This is a genomic window from Lachnospiraceae bacterium KGMB03038 (assembly GCA_007361935.1).
In the GTDB taxonomy this organism is placed as follows: Bacteria; Bacillota; Clostridia; order Lachnospirales; family Lachnospiraceae; genus Massilistercora.
Genome location: CP041667.1, coordinates 300,355 through 316,013 on the forward strand (window position 1 = coordinate 300,355; position 15,659 = coordinate 316,013).

16 protein-coding genes are annotated in these 15,659 nt (G+C 48.7%); 13 read left to right on the forward strand and 3 right to left on the reverse strand.

Going from position 1 to position 15,659, the window contains the following annotated elements; translation table 11 throughout:
* Positions 1-109: 109 nt before the first annotated feature.
* The 11 genes from FND36_01470 to FND36_01520 all read left to right on the forward strand — a co-directional run bounded on the left by FND36_01470 (position 110) and on the right by FND36_01520 (position 12,786).
* The gene (locus FND36_01470) at positions 110-673 is read left to right on the forward strand and encodes an RNA polymerase sigma factor (GenBank protein ID QDW72818.1); all 564 of its coding nucleotides are present in this window, start codon (positions 110-112) and stop codon (positions 671-673) included.
* A complete protein-coding gene (locus FND36_01475; protein ID QDW72819.1) occupies positions 642-1,406 on the forward strand; it encodes a hypothetical protein in 765 nt (254 codons plus the stop codon). The genes FND36_01470 and FND36_01475 overlap by 32 nt, the downstream gene beginning before the upstream one ends.
* Entirely contained in the window at positions 1,387-2,274 is an 888-nt protein-coding gene (locus tag FND36_01480) for an ABC transporter ATP-binding protein (GenBank protein QDW72820.1), read from the forward strand. The genes FND36_01475 and FND36_01480 overlap by 20 nt, the downstream gene beginning before the upstream one ends.
* Entirely contained in the window at positions 2,261-3,478 is a 1,218-nt protein-coding gene (locus FND36_01485; protein ID QDW72821.1) for an ABC transporter permease, read from the forward strand. Before FND36_01480 ends, FND36_01485 begins: the two co-directional genes overlap by 14 nt.
* Positions 3,479-3,556: 78 nt before the next feature.
* The gene (locus FND36_01490; protein QDW72822.1) at positions 3,557-5,197 is read left to right on the forward strand and encodes an aryl-sulfate sulfotransferase; all 1,641 of its coding nucleotides are present in this window, start codon (positions 3,557-3,559) and stop codon (positions 5,195-5,197) included.
* A 157-nt stretch (positions 5,198-5,354) separates the two neighbouring features.
* On the forward strand, positions 5,355-5,792 hold the full coding sequence (locus FND36_01495; protein ID QDW72823.1) for a MarR family transcriptional regulator: 438 nt from the start codon (positions 5,355-5,357) through the stop codon (positions 5,790-5,792).
* A gap of 26 nt (positions 5,793-5,818) precedes the next feature.
* A complete protein-coding gene (locus FND36_01500) occupies positions 5,819-8,071 on the forward strand; it encodes an ABC transporter ATP-binding protein (GenBank protein ID QDW72824.1) in 2,253 nt (750 codons plus the stop codon).
* Positions 8,043-9,869: an ABC transporter ATP-binding protein gene (locus FND36_01505; GenBank protein QDW72825.1), complete on the forward strand. Its 1,827-nt coding sequence runs from the start codon at positions 8,043-8,045 to the stop codon at positions 9,867-9,869. Before FND36_01500 ends, FND36_01505 begins: the two co-directional genes overlap by 29 nt.
* A gap of 64 nt (positions 9,870-9,933) precedes the next feature.
* On the forward strand, positions 9,934-10,608 hold the full coding sequence (locus FND36_01510; protein ID QDW72826.1) for a pentapeptide repeat-containing protein: 675 nt from the start codon (positions 9,934-9,936) through the stop codon (positions 10,606-10,608).
* 229 nt (positions 10,609-10,837) lie between these two features.
* A complete protein-coding gene (locus FND36_01515) occupies positions 10,838-12,160 on the forward strand; it encodes a multidrug transporter MatE (GenBank protein ID QDW72827.1) in 1,323 nt (440 codons plus the stop codon).
* Between the two features lie 23 nt (positions 12,161-12,183).
* Positions 12,184-12,786, forward strand: coding sequence for a cytidylate kinase-like family protein (locus FND36_01520; GenBank protein ID QDW72828.1), 603 nt, complete (start codon positions 12,184-12,186; stop codon positions 12,784-12,786).
* A 27-nt stretch (positions 12,787-12,813) separates the two neighbouring features.
* Here the strand turns inward: FND36_01520 and FND36_01525 are convergent, their stop codons facing one another.
* The 3 genes from FND36_01525 to FND36_01535 are packed head-to-tail and all read right to left on the reverse strand — an operon-like array spanning position 12,814 to position 13,899.
* Entirely contained in the window at positions 12,814-13,107 is a 294-nt protein-coding gene (locus FND36_01525; GenBank protein QDW72829.1) for a helix-turn-helix transcriptional regulator, read from the reverse strand.
* Positions 13,055-13,696 carry a 4Fe-4S binding protein gene (locus FND36_01530; protein ID QDW72830.1) on the reverse strand — a complete coding sequence of 214 codons (642 nt, stop codon included), beginning with the start codon at positions 13,694-13,696 and terminating at the stop codon, positions 13,055-13,057. Before FND36_01530 ends, FND36_01525 begins: the two co-directional genes overlap by 53 nt.
* Complete coding sequence (locus FND36_01535) at positions 13,693-13,899, reverse strand: 4Fe-4S dicluster domain-containing protein (protein ID QDW72831.1); 207 nt, start codon at positions 13,897-13,899, stop codon at positions 13,693-13,695. The genes FND36_01530 and FND36_01535 overlap by 4 nt, the downstream gene beginning before the upstream one ends.
* 243 nt (positions 13,900-14,142) lie before the next feature.
* Between FND36_01535 and FND36_01540 the strand changes: the two genes are divergently transcribed.
* Positions 14,143-15,210 (forward strand): transposase, encoded by a 1,068-nt coding sequence (locus FND36_01540; protein ID QDW72832.1) that lies wholly within the window; start codon positions 14,143-14,145, stop codon positions 15,208-15,210.
* A complete protein-coding gene (locus FND36_01545; protein QDW72833.1) occupies positions 15,207-15,614 on the forward strand; it encodes a DUF3842 family protein in 408 nt (135 codons plus the stop codon). The genes FND36_01540 and FND36_01545 overlap by 4 nt, the downstream gene beginning before the upstream one ends.
* Positions 15,615-15,659: the final 45 nt, after the last annotated feature.

Genomic DNA, 15,659 nt, shown 5'->3' on the forward strand with positions numbered 1-15,659 from the left:
GGGGAAATAAAATTTTTTCTAACCATACTATCTTTTTTGGGAGTCAGATGGTTATACCAGATAGAAAGCACAAAACGTTTTGAACTTTCAGACGAGAAAGGAGGATCTTGTGGACGCGGATTTTCTTTTGATCAGGAAAATGAAGCAGGGTGACGATGAGGCCTTTGATAGATTTGTTCATAAATATTATGGCGACATCTTGAAATATTGCTCTTATCACTGCCGGGATGAAGAGTATGCTTTAGACCTGGCCCAGGAGACATTTGTCCGTTTCTTCGCAAGATTATCGGAGTATCGTCACAGAGGAAAAACGAAAAACTATTTGTACACCATCGCTGGAAATCTTTGCAAGAATTGGTATCAAAAGACAAAAGAAATCCTGGCGGGAGAAGAATTGCTTCTGGGAGAACCAGATCCGGAGGCTGTCCAGGAATCTGGGATTGTAGATAAGGTGCTGCTGGAATGGGCGATCGCTAACCTGCCCCAGGAACTTCAGGAAGTGATTGACCGCTATTATTTTCAGGAGAAAAAGATCCGGGAAATAGCGGCAGAGCTGGATCTTGGGATTCCACTGGTTAAATACCGTCTGGGACAGGCGAAACTTAAGCTGCGGGAGTTGATCGGAAAGGAGGAGGAAGGCCATGAATCTGGAAGAACGGATACAAAGCTATAAAGAAGAAAGGAAGATGGAACCAAAAGAAGAGCAGATCCTAAAAACGATCCAGGCATCCCGGGAGAGTTTCCTGGCCGCGGAAGCAGATCGGATGCTGGCATATCATTCTTTTTTGTATCTGCAGCTAAAGCTGGTCAGAAAAAGGTGGTGGCTGCTGCAGCTTTTGGTCTTGATCGCGCTGTGGGCGTTTCTGCCGATCGCGGATGATCAGATCTATGCTTATCGGAGTATGGGAGTGGCGGGAACTCTCTTTGTGATCCTTATTATACCGGAGTTTTGGAAGAATCAGAGCTGTCAGTGCCTGGAGATCGAGGCGGCCTCCTATTACTCTCTGCGTCAGGTCTACGCGGCTCGGATCTTATTGTTTGGAATCACGGATATTTTGATGATCACGGTGTTTTGCGCCGGAGCATCGGTATCGCTGAGGATATCGCTGTCTACGCTTTTGATCCAGTTTCTGTTTCCTATGGTGGTCACAGCCTGTATCTGTTTCGGGATTTTATGCGGAAGCAGGAGGCTTCCGGAAGCGGCGGCGGCTGGCCTTTGTATGGTATGGAGCTTGATCTGGTGGTTTGTGCTGCTGGACGAAAGGCTCTACGGGGCGGTCACGATTCCGGTCTGGGTGATCCTGTTTGGAATCGCGGTGGTGTTCTTGGCAGTTACTGTCTGCCGGCTCCTATGCCGGTGCAATCGAATCTGGGAGGTAGATCGAAGTGGAAATAAAGACGACTGATCTTACAAAAAAATTTGGTGATGTTACGGCGGTAGACCATATGGATCTGACCATGACGGGAGGCGTCTATGGTCTTCTGGGTCTGAACGGCGCCGGAAAGACAACGCTTATGCGGATGCTGTGTACCCTGCTGCAGCCAACGGAAGGCAGCATCACCTGCGATGGAAAAGATATTTTTAAAATGGGAGCGGATTACCGGAAGCTGCTGGGGTATCTGCCTCAGGAATTTGGGTTCTATCCAGAGTTTACCGTGAAGGACTATCTGCTTTACATTGCGGCCCTGAAAGGAATCCGGCTGGCGGTGGCGAAGAAAAGAGTAAAGGAACTGCTGGGAAAGGTAGGACTTTCGAAAGTGGCTGGCCGGAAGATGAAGAAGCTGTCCGGGGGAATGAAGCGGAGGGCCGGAATTGCTCAAGCCATGCTGAATGATCCCAGGATCCTGGTGCTGGATGAGCCTACAGCCGGACTGGATCCCAATGAAAGGATCCGGTTCCGTAATCTGATCAGCGAATTATCTGAGGACCGGCTGGTCCTGTTATCCACCCATATTGTGTCGGATGTGGAATATATTGCCAATGAAATCTGGCTGATGAAGGAAGGAAGTCTGATGTTGAAGGGGACGGCGGAAGAGCTGATCGACTCTATGGAAGAAACCGTCTGGAAATGCTTTGCGGAAAAGCCGATGGTTCCGGCTCTGCTGAAGAAATACAAGGTTTCTAATATGAAATCGGAACCTCATGGAGCGGAACTGCGGATCATTTCCAAAGAGCGTCCGCTTCCGGATGCGGTTCCGGAAGAGGCGGCCCTGGAGGATGTGTTCCTTTACTATTTTGGAGAAAAGGCGGGTGAAAGCGATGCTGTTATTTGAAGTGAAAAAGGTACTGACGAAACCCCTGAATAAAGCGGCTCTTCTGATCCTGGCGGCAGTGTTTGTGATCGCCTGCGTCCTTACGATCCGCTATGTGGACTACACGGATCAGGATGGAAATACGGTGACCGGAATATCGGCTGCCCGGAATTTGAGAGAAATGAAGAATCAGTGGGCAGGAGATGTGACGGAAGAGGTGATCCGGGAAGCGGTTCGGGAGAACGCCGCGATCAATGCTTCCGATGAAGCGCTGTCGGAGGATATCACGGAACAGAACAAAGCTTATTCCAAGAAGCAGGGGTTCGAGGATATCCGGGAGATGCTGAGTATGTCTTTCAGCGGGATCAAACAATATGACTATTATACGGCGGACGCCCTGTCGGAAGATGAGGCGGCGGGGCTCTACGAGCAGCGGATCCAGTCGCTGAAGGATTATCTGGACAGCGGCCAGGTGGACTTTACCGAGAATGAGAAAGACTATCTCCTGCAGAAGTATGAAGAATTTAAGACGCCGGTACACTATGAGTATGCCGATGGCTGGATGGCTTTGATGGATTCCGCGTATTTTATCACGCTTACGATGATCCTGGTATTGATCCTGGGATTTCTGGTATCCGGTATCTTCTCGGATGAATTTGCCTGGAAAGCGGATGCCATCTTCTTCTCCTCCAGAACGGGAAGAGGGAGGGCTATCCTGGCGAAAATGGGAGCGGGACTTTTGATCATCACAGTGATCTACTGGGGCGTGATCCTGCTTTTCGCGGGAGTGGTGCTGGCGGCCCTGGGAGCGGGCGGGGGTGACTGCCCGGTCCAGATCTGGAACTGGTATAGTATCTATAATATTACCTACTTCCAGGATTATCTGCTAAGCGCCGCGGGAGGCTATATTGGGGCATTGTTCATTCTGATCCTGTCTATGCTGGCATCGGCCGGGACCCATTCCACCGTTTTTGCCATTACCATCCCATTTGCCCTGACCTGCGTAACCCCGTTCCTTGGCCGGGTAGATATGTTCTCAAAGCCGCTGCGTCTGTTCCCGGACCAGCTCCTGCAGATCTGCGCCAACCTGCGGGACTTTGAGTTATATGAGATTGGCGGCAAGGTACTGCGGCAGGTAGATGTGCTCATCCCTATGTATCTGATCCTGGCGGCAGCCATCTTCCCGTTTCTGTACGTAGTATACCGGAGGACTCAGGTGAAATAAGGCGCTCTTCACACAGTTTTCAGAAATATTTCTGGAGATTTTCACAGAAAGTTCACCTCCATACCGCAAAATTGCGGTATGGAGGTGTTGCTTTTGGGAAAGAAAAAAATAATTGGTTATTTGGTACTGGGAGTTATGTTGTTTGTTTTGGCGGTGTCCCTTCAGGGATGCGCGGGAGCGGAAGAAGATGGGCAGGAAGGTACCAATGATTATCTGACCGCGCTGGATATGGAAACGGACATATCAGCCATTTATACGCTGGAATATCAGGAAGATATTGAAAAGCAGATCGAGGCGCTGAAAGAGGAGAACAGCTACACACTGGAAGATCCTCTGGTGATCGCGGATCCCTATGGGACCAATACAACAGGACTGTATGTGTTCTTTACCTCAGATACGGCCGCAAAGGCTTCCTATACCGTCTCGGCGGATGGATATGAGCCGTTTGGCGAAGAATTATATGGAGATTATACTACAGAGCATGAATATCTTTTGATCGGCATGATTCCAGATACCGTCAATACGATCACTTTAACACTTCAGGATGAAGAGGGAGAGACGGCGGGGACTCTGGAACTGGAATATGATGCGCCATCCCTTGCGGGAAGCGAGGAGAATACCCAGCTTGAGGTAAAAGAAGGGGAGAGCGGCAAAGAGCTTTCAGACGGGCTTTATACGATGCTCGGGAATCGGACAGATGAAGATAATGAAGAGACGGATTTTATCCTGCTGTATGACAACTACGGGACACTTCGGACAGAAATTCCGATCAAAAGCTATCGGGCCTGCAATATTTTATTTGGAGATGATGAGATTTATTTCAGCGCTTCAGCCAATGAACTTGTGGCGATGGATCGGCTGGGACGGATCACAGAGATTTATACGCTGGGAGATTACCAGCTTCATCACGATTATATTTTTGGTTCCCGGGAGGATTTCCTTGTACTTGCGACAGAGGAAGGAAAAGATACGGAGGAAGACAGGATCTTGAGCGTAGACATGGAAAGCGGGGAAGTGACGGAAATCATTGATCTGGCGGATCCGTTTGGTGATTATCTGAATACTTTGGATATGGAGGATGGAGACGAGGAGCCTTTTGACTGGATCCATATCAACTCGATCCGGCTGATAGATGACGATAGTATCATAATCAGTTCCAGAGAGACGTCTACGATCATCAAGATTGAAGATATCTACACAGAACCGGAGGTCAGCTATCTGATCGGCTCCAGCCAGTTCTGGGAAGAAAGCGGATATGATGACCTGGTACTGGAACAAGAAGGGGAGTTTTCCTTAAACGCGGGACAGCATTGTGTAGAGTATGAAGAGTCTGAGGAACTAAAAGAGGGGCAATATTATCTGTATTTTTACAATAACAATAATACCGTCAGCAGTACCAGAGATTATGACTATTCTGAGGACGAAGGCTATAACGGTACTTACAGCGGTACCGATGGGGTGATCTCTTATTATGACAAATACCTGGTGGATGAAGAGGCGGGAACATTCGCGCTGGAAGAACGGATTCCGGTCACGTATTCAGGGTATGTAAGTTCTGTTCAGCAGATGGGAGGAAATCTTCTGGTGGACAGCGGAAGCGCCTTTACAGCGGTGGAGTTTGACCAGAACTTTGATGAGATCCAGACGCTGGTAGGAACAGGGGACACTTGGTGGTGCCGGGTGTTTAAGTATGATTACAAAGGATTTTGGTTCAACTAATAAGTAAGATCACTGGAGAGTGCAGAGTGTTTTCTGCGCTTTCTTTTTCGATTTTTATAAAATTTTAATTGACTTCTCTCCTTGAGCATACTAAGATATCGATTAGTTAACAAACTAACTAATTTTTGTTGATCTATTCATGCAGGAGGAAAGCAAAATGGGATGTAACTTAGATAAGGTGCCGGAATTGGGACTAATGGGAATTGTGATGCACCGGGTCATAAATCGGGCGAAAGGAATGTATCAGGAATTTGACTTAAACGCCAGTCAGGCGGGAATTCTTTTTACCCTGCATCAAAGCTGTGCTATGTCACAGAAAGAACTGGCGGAAAGTCTGAACATGACTCCGCCATCGATCACTTCTGCGATCCAGAAGATGGAAAAAGGCGGATATATCCGGCGTAAAGCGGATGAAAAGGACCAGCGTGTCTTAAGGCTCTCACTGACGGAGAAAGGAGAATCCTGTATCCAGTCGGTGAAACAGGTGGCCGAACAGATGAGGAAACTGATCTTTTATGAGATGAGCGAAGAAGAAATCCAGCAGTTCCGAAAGTTTTTGCTGCGGATCAATGAGAACTTGGAAAGAGAAGTATAAAGACATCAGAAAGGAAAGACAGAAGTATGAAGAATTTGTTCAAATACGCGGCGGTACAGTGGAAAAGTATGCTGGCGATCATTTTGATCCTATTTGTTCAGGCATACTGTGATCTTTCCCTGTCGGCGTACATGTCAGATATTGTGAATGTGGGAATCCAGCAGGGCGGGATTGAGGAGACAGTTCCGGAAGCGGTTCCGGAAGAAGAGATGGAACATCTTTTGTTATTTGTGCAGCAGGAAGAAAAGGAAAAAATCCTGGACAGTTACGCGGAGGATGAAAACTCCTATGATATTCCCGCCTATGTCCTGAAAGAGGATGTCCGTGAGCAGAAAGATGAGATGGAAGAGTTAAAAGATATCCTGGAAGTTCCAATGGTCTTAAGCACAGGCCTTGCCTCTGACAGCGAAATGACCTCCGGGCTGAAGGAGCAGATGACAGCGGCGCTGCCTTCTCAGGCATTGTCGGAGGATATGACGGTGTTCGATATGATAGGCCTGCTCCCTCAGGAGAGCCGGGAGACCCTGGCAGAAGAGGCGAAAGAGCAGTTGAGTGATATGCCGGACAGCATCCTGGAGCAGGCGGCGGTCAGCGCGGTCAGGACCACCTACGAGGCATTGGGCATGGATCTGGATCAGATACAGATCCGGTATCTCATCGCAACAGGAGGAAAGATGGCGGCCCTTGCGTTTCTTGGAATGGCGGCCAGTATCTTGGCAGGGTTTTTGGCCTCCCGCGTGGGGGCGTCCACGGGACGGGATCTTCGCGGCAGGGTCTTTCAGAAAGTGGTTGGATTTTCCAACAATGAATTTGATCATTTTTCTACCGCTTCGTTGATCACCAGAAGCACCAATGATATCCAGCAGATCCAGCTGCTTACCGTAATGCTGCTGAGGATCGTGCTGTATGCGCCGATCCTGGCGATCGGAGGGATCTTCCAGGTGTTTCAGACCAATGTATCCATGTCCTGGATCATAGGACTGGCAGTAGTGCTGATCGCTTTGGTAGTCCTTGCGCTTTTCCTTGTGGCAATGCCAAAGTTCAGAATCCTGCAGACTCTGGTGGATAAGGTAAATCTTGTTATGCGGGAAACCCTGACAGGGCTGCCGGTGATCCGGGCTTTCAGTACGCAGAAGCATGAAGAAGAACGTTTTGACCAGGCAAACAGAGAGCTGACCAGAACCAATCTGTTTGTCAACCGGGCCATGACTTTTATGATGCCGGTCATGATGCTCATCATGAATGGAGTATCTGTTTTGATCATGTGGAACGGTGCCCATGGCATTGATCAGGGGCAGATGCAGGTGGGCGATATGATGGCCTTTATCCAGTATACGATGCAGATCATCATGGGATTCCTGATGTTGTGTATGATGTCGATCATGCTTCCCCGCGCGGCGGTAGCCGCAGATCGGGTAGAGGAGGTTCTGAGCAGTCAGACAGTGATACGGGATCCGGAGCAGGGGAAGAGATTTGATCCGCGGCAAAAAGGGGTCCTGCGCTTTGACCATGTATCCTTCCAGTATCCGGGAGCGGAGGAAGAGGTGCTCCATGATATTACTTTCACTGCCCGCCCCGGCGAGACGACGGCGGTCATTGGAAGTACGGGAAGCGGAAAGTCAACGCTGGTCAATCTTATTCCCAGATTTTACGATGTGACCGAAGGAGCGATCACATTAGACGGGGTGGATATCCGGGAAGTTTCCCAGCACGATCTAAGGGAAAGACTTGGCTATGTGCCTCAGAAGGGAATCCTGTTCTCCGGGAATATTGCGTCTAATATCATGTTCGGCAATCCGGATGGAACAGAGGAAGAGATGACGGAAGCGGCAAGGATCGCCCAGGCCGAGGAATTTATCGAGGAGAAGTCAACCCGGTACAAAAGCTACATCTCTCAAGGAGGCGCCAATGTGTCGGGAGGGCAGAAGCAAAGGCTGTCGATTGCCAGAGCGGTGGCCAAACATCCGGAAGTCTTTATCTTTGACGATAGTTTCTCCGCGTTGGATTTCAAGACGGACCTGGCGCTGCGCAGGGCGCTGAAGGAAAAGACGAAGGACAGCACCGTCTTGATCGTAGCGCAGCGGATCAGTACGATCCTGCACGCGGAACAGATCCTGGTCCTGGATGAAGGCAGGATTGCAGGGAGAGGTACTCATAAGGAACTCTTGGAAACTTGCGAGGTGTACCGGCAGATTGCTGCCTCCCAGCTGTCAGAGGAAGAACTGACAGGGGAAAACAATCGGAAGGAGGATGACGGCTATGGCTATGCACGGACGTAGACTGCCTGACGAGAAGGCGAAAGATTTCAAAGGCACGTTAAAGAAACTGTTTCATTATATGAATATGTTTAAGGCCCAGATGATCCTGGTAGCGATTTTCGCTGTCGGAGGAACCGTTTTTAATATTATAGGGCCAAGGATCCTGGGAAAAGCGACGACAGAGATTTTTAACGGTCTGGTAAGCAAAGTATCCGGGGGAAGCGGGATGGATTTTACCAAGATCGGACAGATCCTTTTGCTGACGCTGGGGCTTTATCTTCTGAGCGCATGCTGTTCTTTTATTCAAGGGCTGCTTATGACGGGAATCTCTCAGAAGACCACCTACCGGCTGCGAAAAGAAATCTCAGAGAAGATCCATCGGATGCCTATGGGTTATTTTGATACGAAACCTGTGGGGGAAATTCTGTCGAGGGTGACCAATGATGTAGACACTTTGGGACAAAGCCTGAATCAGAGCGCGACCCAGCTTATCACATCAGCGACCACGATCATAGGAGTTCTGATAATGATGCTGTCTATCAGCCCTTTGATGACGCTGGTGGCGCTGTTGATCCTTCCGCTGTCCATAGGACTGCTGTCCTTTGTTATGAAACATTCCCAGAAGTATTTCCGGGGACAGCAGAAATATCTGGGAAATGTAAATGGCCAAGTGGAGGAGGTTTACAGCGGGCACAATATCATCAAAGCTTTTAATAAAGAACAGGATGTGATCCGTGAATTTAACGAGACTAATGAACACTTATATAATTCCGCCTGGAAATCTCAGTTTTTTTCAGGCATGATGATGCCGGTCATGCAGTTTGTTGGCAATCTGGGATATGTAGCGGTAGCGATCTTGGGCGGCTATCTGGCGATCCAGGAAGTGATCCAGGTAGGAGATATCCAGTCCTTTATCCAGTATGTAAGGAACTTTACACAGCCCATCCAGCAGGTTGCCCAGGTGGCGAACATGCTCCAGTCTACGGCGGCGGCTTCTGAAAGAGTATTTGAATTCCTGGAGGAGGAAGAAGAATCCCAAACAGTCTCGGATCCGGTGTCCGTGGAAGGAATCCAGGGAAATGTGGAGTTTGAGCACGTACACTTTGGATACCATCCGGATAAGACGATCATCAAGGACTTCTCAGCAGCCGTAAAAGCAGGGCAGAAGATTGCCATCGTAGGACCGACCGGAGCTGGTAAGACGACCATGATCAAGCTGCTGATGCGGTTTTATGATGTGAACAGCGGTGCCATCAAGGTTGACGGCCATGATATCCGGGATTTTGACCGGGGAGAGCTTCGGAAAATGTTTGGTATGGTGTTGCAGGATACCTGGCTCTTCCATGGAAGCATCATGGAAAATATCCGATATGGGAAGCTGGAAGCTTCCGATGAAGAAGTGATCCAGGCAGCCAAGGCGGCCCATGTCCACCGGTTTGTGCAGACCCTTCCAGGCGGTTATGGAATGGAATTAAATGAGGAAGCAAGCAACGTTTCTCAGGGACAGAAACAGCTTCTTACCATTGCGAGAGCGATCCTTGCGGACCCTAAGATCTTGATTCTGGATGAAGCTACAAGTTCTGTGGATACCCGGACGGAGGTGCTGATCCAAAAAGCCATGGATCATCTGATGGAAGGAAGGACTAGTTTCATTATCGCCCACCGTCTGTCAACGATCCGGGATGCGGACCTGATCCTGGTCATGCGGGAAGGAGATATCGCGGAACAGGGAACCCATGAAGAGCTCCTTGCCAAGAATGGATTCTATGCGGATCTATATAACTCGCAATTTGAATCTTCGGATCAGACCTGCGCATAAAAAGTATGACCCCTGCCAGTGTTTGACGGACGGTCTGTGTGTGCTATAATAAGTGATAGTATTTATGAAAGGGCAGCGTTTTATGGCGATGATCACACAGAGGGAGTTAAATGAGCGGATCAGGCAGCATGAAGAATGGCTGAAAAATGAGGCGAAAGGGAATTCCCCAAGTTTTGCCGGCCTGGATCTGTCCGGGCTGGATTTGAAGGGGGCGAATCTCTATCATTCCAATTTCAAAGGAAGCTGCCTGCGAGGCTGTAATTTCAGATATTCTGACCTGGGCTATTCTGAATTAGAAGGGGCTGATCTAACAGAGGCGAATCTTAAAAATGCCAATCTGTTCCGGGCTAATTTGAAACAGGCGGTGCTAAAAGACGTAGAAGTAAATGAATATACCATGTTCTATTTTCAAGTCTGTCCAGAGGAAGGCGGGTTTATCGGATATAAGAAAGCGGCGGCGGAGAAAGGAAGATACGCATTGATCAAACTGTATATTCCCGCGGACGCAAGAAGGAATTCCGCGACTTCCTATCGCTGCAGGGCAGATAGAGCGAAGGTCCTTGAGATCACGGACGAAGCCGGACAGCCTCTTGAGAAGGCGTGGTCAGGCCGGGACAAAGGATTTGTATATCAGGCTGGGCAATGGCTGAAGGTGCCGGAATTCGATGAAGACCGGTGGAATGAGAAGACAAAAGGAATCCATTTCTATCTGTCAAAAGAAGCGGCGCGGCTGTATTAGAAAAGGGATCAGACTTTCGTATCATAAAAGTGTTGACATTAAAAGCAGATATATTATAATAGAGAGTGCTTGCTCGGAGGGCAGATCATTCAATGGAAATGATAGGCTGGATAAGGCACGGACTGAGATGTCCGTTTCTTATCCGGCTTTTTTATTTCTTTAGTTTATTGCGGGAATTTGACTTTGCTGGAAGGCTCTCCGGGCTGTTTTTGAGAAGGAGGATGAGAAAATGGACTTTCTGAACGGTAAGATCAAGAACATTTATTTTAAATATCTGGCGGCGGCATTTGGAAGTACGCTGATCACTTCGATCTACTCGATCGTGGATATGGCGATGGTGGGACAGTATCATGGCCCGGAGGGATCGGCGGCTCTTGCGGTTGTGGCTCCAGTGTGGAATATCATCTATAGCTTTGGACTTCTGATGGGGATTGGCGGGTCCGTGATCTTCAGTACCATCCGGGGGAAAGAAAAGGAAGGGGAGACCAGATCCAATGAATATTTCACCGCATCCGTGATCGGATCTGTGATCTTAGCCGTGATCATATGGCTGATCGTAGTTTTCTTTGACCGTCAGCTCCTGCTGATATTTGGAGCACAGGATAATACACTGACACTGGCGAGAGAATATGTGCGGCCGATCAAATTTGCGGTCCCGCTGTTCTTGTTTAATCAGATGCTGGCGGCTTATCTGAGAAATGATAAGAATCCGGCGCTTGCCACCGGCGCGGTATTGGCCGGCGGGATATTTAATGTATTTGGCGATTACTTTTTCGTATTTGCCTGTGAGATGGGAGCTTTTGGGGCGGGACTGGCTACGGCCATCGGTTCCGGGATTACGTTCCTGGTCATGCTGTCCCATTTCTTCCGGAAAGGAAATACCCTCCGTCTTATAAAGCCGGAGGGATTGGGAAGCAAGTTAAAAGAGATCACGGTGACCGGTTTCTCTACATTTTTCATTGACGTGGCCATGGGTATCCTTACGATCCTCTTTAACCGTCAGATCGTGGAATATCTGGGAACAAGCGCGTTGGCCGTTTACGGTGTGATCGTAAATATCAGTACCTTTGCCCAGTGCTGCGCTTACAGTGTGGGGCAGGCGTCCCAGCCGATCATTTCCACTAATTTTGGAGCGGGGAAAGGTGACCGGATCCGAGAGATTTTGAAATACGCCCTCGGCACGGCGGGATTCTTCGCGGTGTTGTGGACCGGCCTTAGCTTGGGAATCCCGAATACATTTATCCAGGTATTTATGACGCCCACCGCTGAGGTATTGGAAATTGCTCCTGCCATTTTCCGGTGTTATGGAATCTCCTTTTTGCTGCTCCCATTTAACATTTTCTCTACGTATTATTTCCAGGCCCTGATGAAGCCCAAGGCGGCGTTTGTTGTATCGGTGGCAAGAGGTCTGGCGGTCAGCGGAATCCTGATCTACCTGCTTCCTGCGGCAGCAGGGGCGGACGCGATCTGGTTCGCTATGCCGGTTACAGAGCTGATCGTGGCTGTATATATGGCGCGAAATATGATAAAATATACAAAACAGCTAAAATAGCTGACAGGAAGGAGTTGTGCGGTATGAATAAGATTATTACAGTCGGCAGAGAATTTGGAAGCGGCGGCAGAGAGCTTGGACGGAGATTGTCAGAAACACTGGGGATCGCTTACTATGATCAGGAGATCATAAGCGAGATTGTAAAAAGGACCTCGCTGTCTAAAGAATATGTGCAGACTATCGAAGAGCACCGTCCGGTGATCTCCTTCCCGATCCATATCGGAAGAAGCTTCTATCCGGCGATAGACCCGGTGTTCGAGCAAAATATGGCGGTCTACCAGGAGCAGGCCAAGGTGATCGAAGAAATGGCGGCAAAATCTGACTGTGTGATCGTGGGACGCTGCGCGGATTATGTCCTGAGAGAACAGAATCCGTTCCGTCTGTTTGTCTACGCCGATATGGAGAGCAAGATGAAACGCTGCCGGGCCAAAGGACCGGAGGATGAAAAATTAACGGATAGGGAATTGAAACAGAAGATCCAGGGGATCGATAAGAAACGGGCGAAATACTATGAATTCTATACTGGCAATAAGTGGGGAGACAAGCTGAATTTTGACCTGTGTATTAATACGACCCAGACACAGATCAAAGAAATTGTTCCGGCGATCGCAAAGCTGTTAGGATAGGATGAGAAACCAAGGAGGAGCGTGTTTTTACGCTTCTCCTTCTTGGCAATATTCTGTTTTGATAGCTTCGATCAGAGTGATCACCCGTTTGTCCTCGATCCAGTAGAACACGTTCATTCCCTGTTTTTCTGAAGAAAGGATACCGGCCATCTTCATTTGATTGAGGTGCTGAGACAGAGCTGAGGCAGTAATGTTCGGCGTGTACTGATGGATCTCGCCTACAGTGAGCCGCCCTTTGAGCAGGGCGCATAAGATTAGCAGGCGGTGTTCATTTGCCAATAGCTTCAGCAGTTTTGCAATTTTCTTTGCACGTTCTTCCATCTTCTTTTGCCTTCCTTCCATTCTTTAATCTACAAATCCCTTGCGTCATGGTTCCCATTGGACAATACACGCACCATGACCGGGGGCGGAACAATACCATTGTCACAAACCCTAAAATGGTAGAGGTGAGCATGACGCCGAAGAAACCAAAAGCGAACTGGCCGACCCATGGCGCGGCAAAGCTTACATCTGCCCATTGCCATGGAAGTTTGAATACCCACAATAATGTGACGGTCTGCGAAAGCGGCGCGCCGGTAAATACCTGATAGGTGCTTCGCAGCATGAGAACAAACATTACCATAAAGAAGGTCAAAAATCCATAACGGAACCATGGGCTGCGTAAAAACGCGGGCGGCGGGGAATTCCTGGACAATTTCAGCTTTTCTCCCAGCAGGCCAAGAAGCTGGCCGCGCCCACAGTAGTGGTTGCAGTAGGCCTTGCTGCCGCCGAATATGGCAATGAAAAGAGGGAGGCAGAAAAACAGCATCCCAAGCCACGCGAACAGGATATTAAAAAGACCTAAACATAGGTAACACAACTCGGCGATCCAAAGATAATCCGACCATTTCTTTTTCTTTACATTCTTCATTGCGCTGCACTCCTTTCCACGATGCCGATGATCGCTGCGGGACATATGTTCGCGCATTTGCCGCATCCGACACATTTCTTAGTGTCAACATGGGCGGTAATGCCCCATTTGATCTGGATTGCCTCTTTGGGGCAGACGCGCAGGCAGGTGCCGCAGGCAACGCACTCTTTTCCTATCTGAGCAATACGAGGTGATCTATTCATGTGAATCCTCCCCCAAAATGATATTTAAGTAATTAAGTAATTACTAATATAGTGTATATTCAAGTTGTTGTCAAGTTAGAACTGAATCTAAAAGTTCTATTGCTTATTTATAAGGATTTTGATACAATAATATCACATCAAAATCCTGGACGATCAAAAGACTCTCAAAGTTCTAATGTCCAGACCAGGCACTGTCCTGCAAGGCGGTGTATCTCAAGCGTTTCACGGCGGTTTCAGCCGGAGATGACCCAGTTTCATGAAAGGAATAACAGAAAAAGGAGGAGACACATGGGGAAAGAAAATGTGGCGGTTAATCGATGGCTCAAAGACCACGAAAGATTTGCGGACTTATTCAACGGCACAGTATTTGGGGGCAGGCAGGTGGTCCATCCGGAATACTTGGAGGATCTGGACCGAGAGACGGATATCCTGGTACCGGACAAGGCCGGAAAGAGAAAAAGCGTACAGCGGTACCGGGATGTCGTAAAGAGATGGAAGAAAGGTGTGGATCTGGCGGTACTGGCCTGTGAATCCCAGAGCAAGGTCCATTACGCAATGCCGGTACGAAACATGCTTTATGACAGTCTTTCCTATACAGATCAAATGCAGACCCTGTGGAGCCGGCATGCGGCAGAGAGGAAGGCGGGCGGGATAAAAAGCCGGACGGCCGGTGAAGAGTTTCTGTCCCGGTTTGGAAAAGGAGATAAGATTTATCCGGTGATCACACTGGTGTTCTATTATGATTTGGAGAAATGGGACGGGCCGACAGAGCTTTACGATATGTTTGAAATGGAACATTTGTCAGGAGAAGAATGGCAGGCAAAAGCCTATATCCCTAACTATCGGATCAATCTCGTGGATGCAGGAAGTATACAGGAAACGGAACGGTTTCATACGGATTTACAACAAGTATTGGGCATGTTAAAATACAGAAGTAAGAAGGAAGAATTGTTAGGATACATGAATAGAAATAGAGAATATTTTGAACATGTAGACGGGGAAACCTATCAGGTGCTGCGGGCGTTTCTTCATTCCGAGAGGATGTTAAAAGAGATCGGTGATTCTAAAATGGAGGGAGAGATCAATATGTGCCAGGCATTAGAAGAATTGTATGCGGATGGAGTAAAAGAGGGGACAGAGAAAGGAATCCAGGAAGGAATTCAAGAAGGAAGAAGGGAAGGAATCCTTACAGTGATCAAGACAATGCTGCAAAATGGCCTTTCTTCCGATGATATTAAGAAATACACTGGGGTCACGGATCAGGAGATTCTGCTGGCGAAAGATAGAATAGGAGGAACGGTGGATAGATGAGAGTATTGGTGATCGATGGCCAGGGAGGGGGACTTGGCCGTCAGATAGTGGCGGCAGTGAAAGAGAAGTTCCCGGAGGTGGAAGTATTGGCGGCAGGCGCCAACAGCGCCGCTACCAATGCTATGCTCCGGGCAGGGGCAGATCAGGCGGCCACAGGGGAAAACGCGGTGCGGGTAGCGTGCCGCAGAGCAGATGTGATCCTGGGACCTGTGGGGATCGTGATCGCAGATGCCATGATGGGAGAGATTACACCGGCCATGGCGCTGGCGGTGGGCCAGAGCCAGGCAAAAAGAATCTTGCTTCCAGTGGGGCAGTGTGATAATATTGTAGTTGGAATTTCAGATATGCCGATGGCGAAAATGGTCCAGGAAGCGGCAGGGCTGCTTGCCCAGTGGATTGGATAGAAGATTAGATTTTTTATATAAGAATGATACAAAGGAAGGGATCAG

Excerpts from the sequence above, each read along its gene's own strand:
- FND36_01525 (QDW72829.1), bottom strand. The coding sequence starts at position 13,107 with ATGGAAGAACGTGCAAAGAAAATTGCAAAACTGCTGAAGCTATTGGCA.
- FND36_01540 (QDW72832.1), top strand. The coding sequence starts at position 14,143 with ATGACCCAGTTTCATGAAAGGAATAACAGAAAAAGGAGGAGACACATG.
- FND36_01510 (QDW72826.1), top strand. The coding sequence starts at position 9,934 with ATGAAAGGGCAGCGTTTTATGGCGATGATCACACAGAGGGAGTTAAAT.
- FND36_01530 (QDW72830.1), bottom strand. The coding sequence starts at position 13,696 with ATGAAGAATGTAAAGAAAAAGAAATGGTCGGATTATCTTTGGATCGCC.
- FND36_01520 (QDW72828.1), top strand. The coding sequence starts at position 12,184 with ATGAATAAGATTATTACAGTCGGCAGAGAATTTGGAAGCGGCGGCAGA.
- FND36_01535 (QDW72831.1), bottom strand. The coding sequence starts at position 13,899 with ATGAATAGATCACCTCGTATTGCTCAGATAGGAAAAGAGTGCGTTGCC.
- FND36_01475 (QDW72819.1), top strand. The coding sequence starts at position 642 with ATGAATCTGGAAGAACGGATACAAAGCTATAAAGAAGAAAGGAAGATG.
- FND36_01485 (QDW72821.1), top strand. The coding sequence starts at position 2,261 with ATGCTGTTATTTGAAGTGAAAAAGGTACTGACGAAACCCCTGAATAAA.
- FND36_01490 (QDW72822.1), top strand. The coding sequence starts at position 3,557 with ATGGAGGTGTTGCTTTTGGGAAAGAAAAAAATAATTGGTTATTTGGTA.
- FND36_01505 (QDW72825.1), top strand. The coding sequence starts at position 8,043 with ATGACGGCTATGGCTATGCACGGACGTAGACTGCCTGACGAGAAGGCG.
- FND36_01495 (QDW72823.1), top strand. The coding sequence starts at position 5,355 with ATGGGATGTAACTTAGATAAGGTGCCGGAATTGGGACTAATGGGAATT.
- FND36_01545 (QDW72833.1), top strand. The coding sequence starts at position 15,207 with ATGAGAGTATTGGTGATCGATGGCCAGGGAGGGGGACTTGGCCGTCAG.
- FND36_01500 (QDW72824.1), top strand. The coding sequence starts at position 5,819 with ATGAAGAATTTGTTCAAATACGCGGCGGTACAGTGGAAAAGTATGCTG.
- FND36_01515 (QDW72827.1), top strand. The coding sequence starts at position 10,838 with ATGGACTTTCTGAACGGTAAGATCAAGAACATTTATTTTAAATATCTG.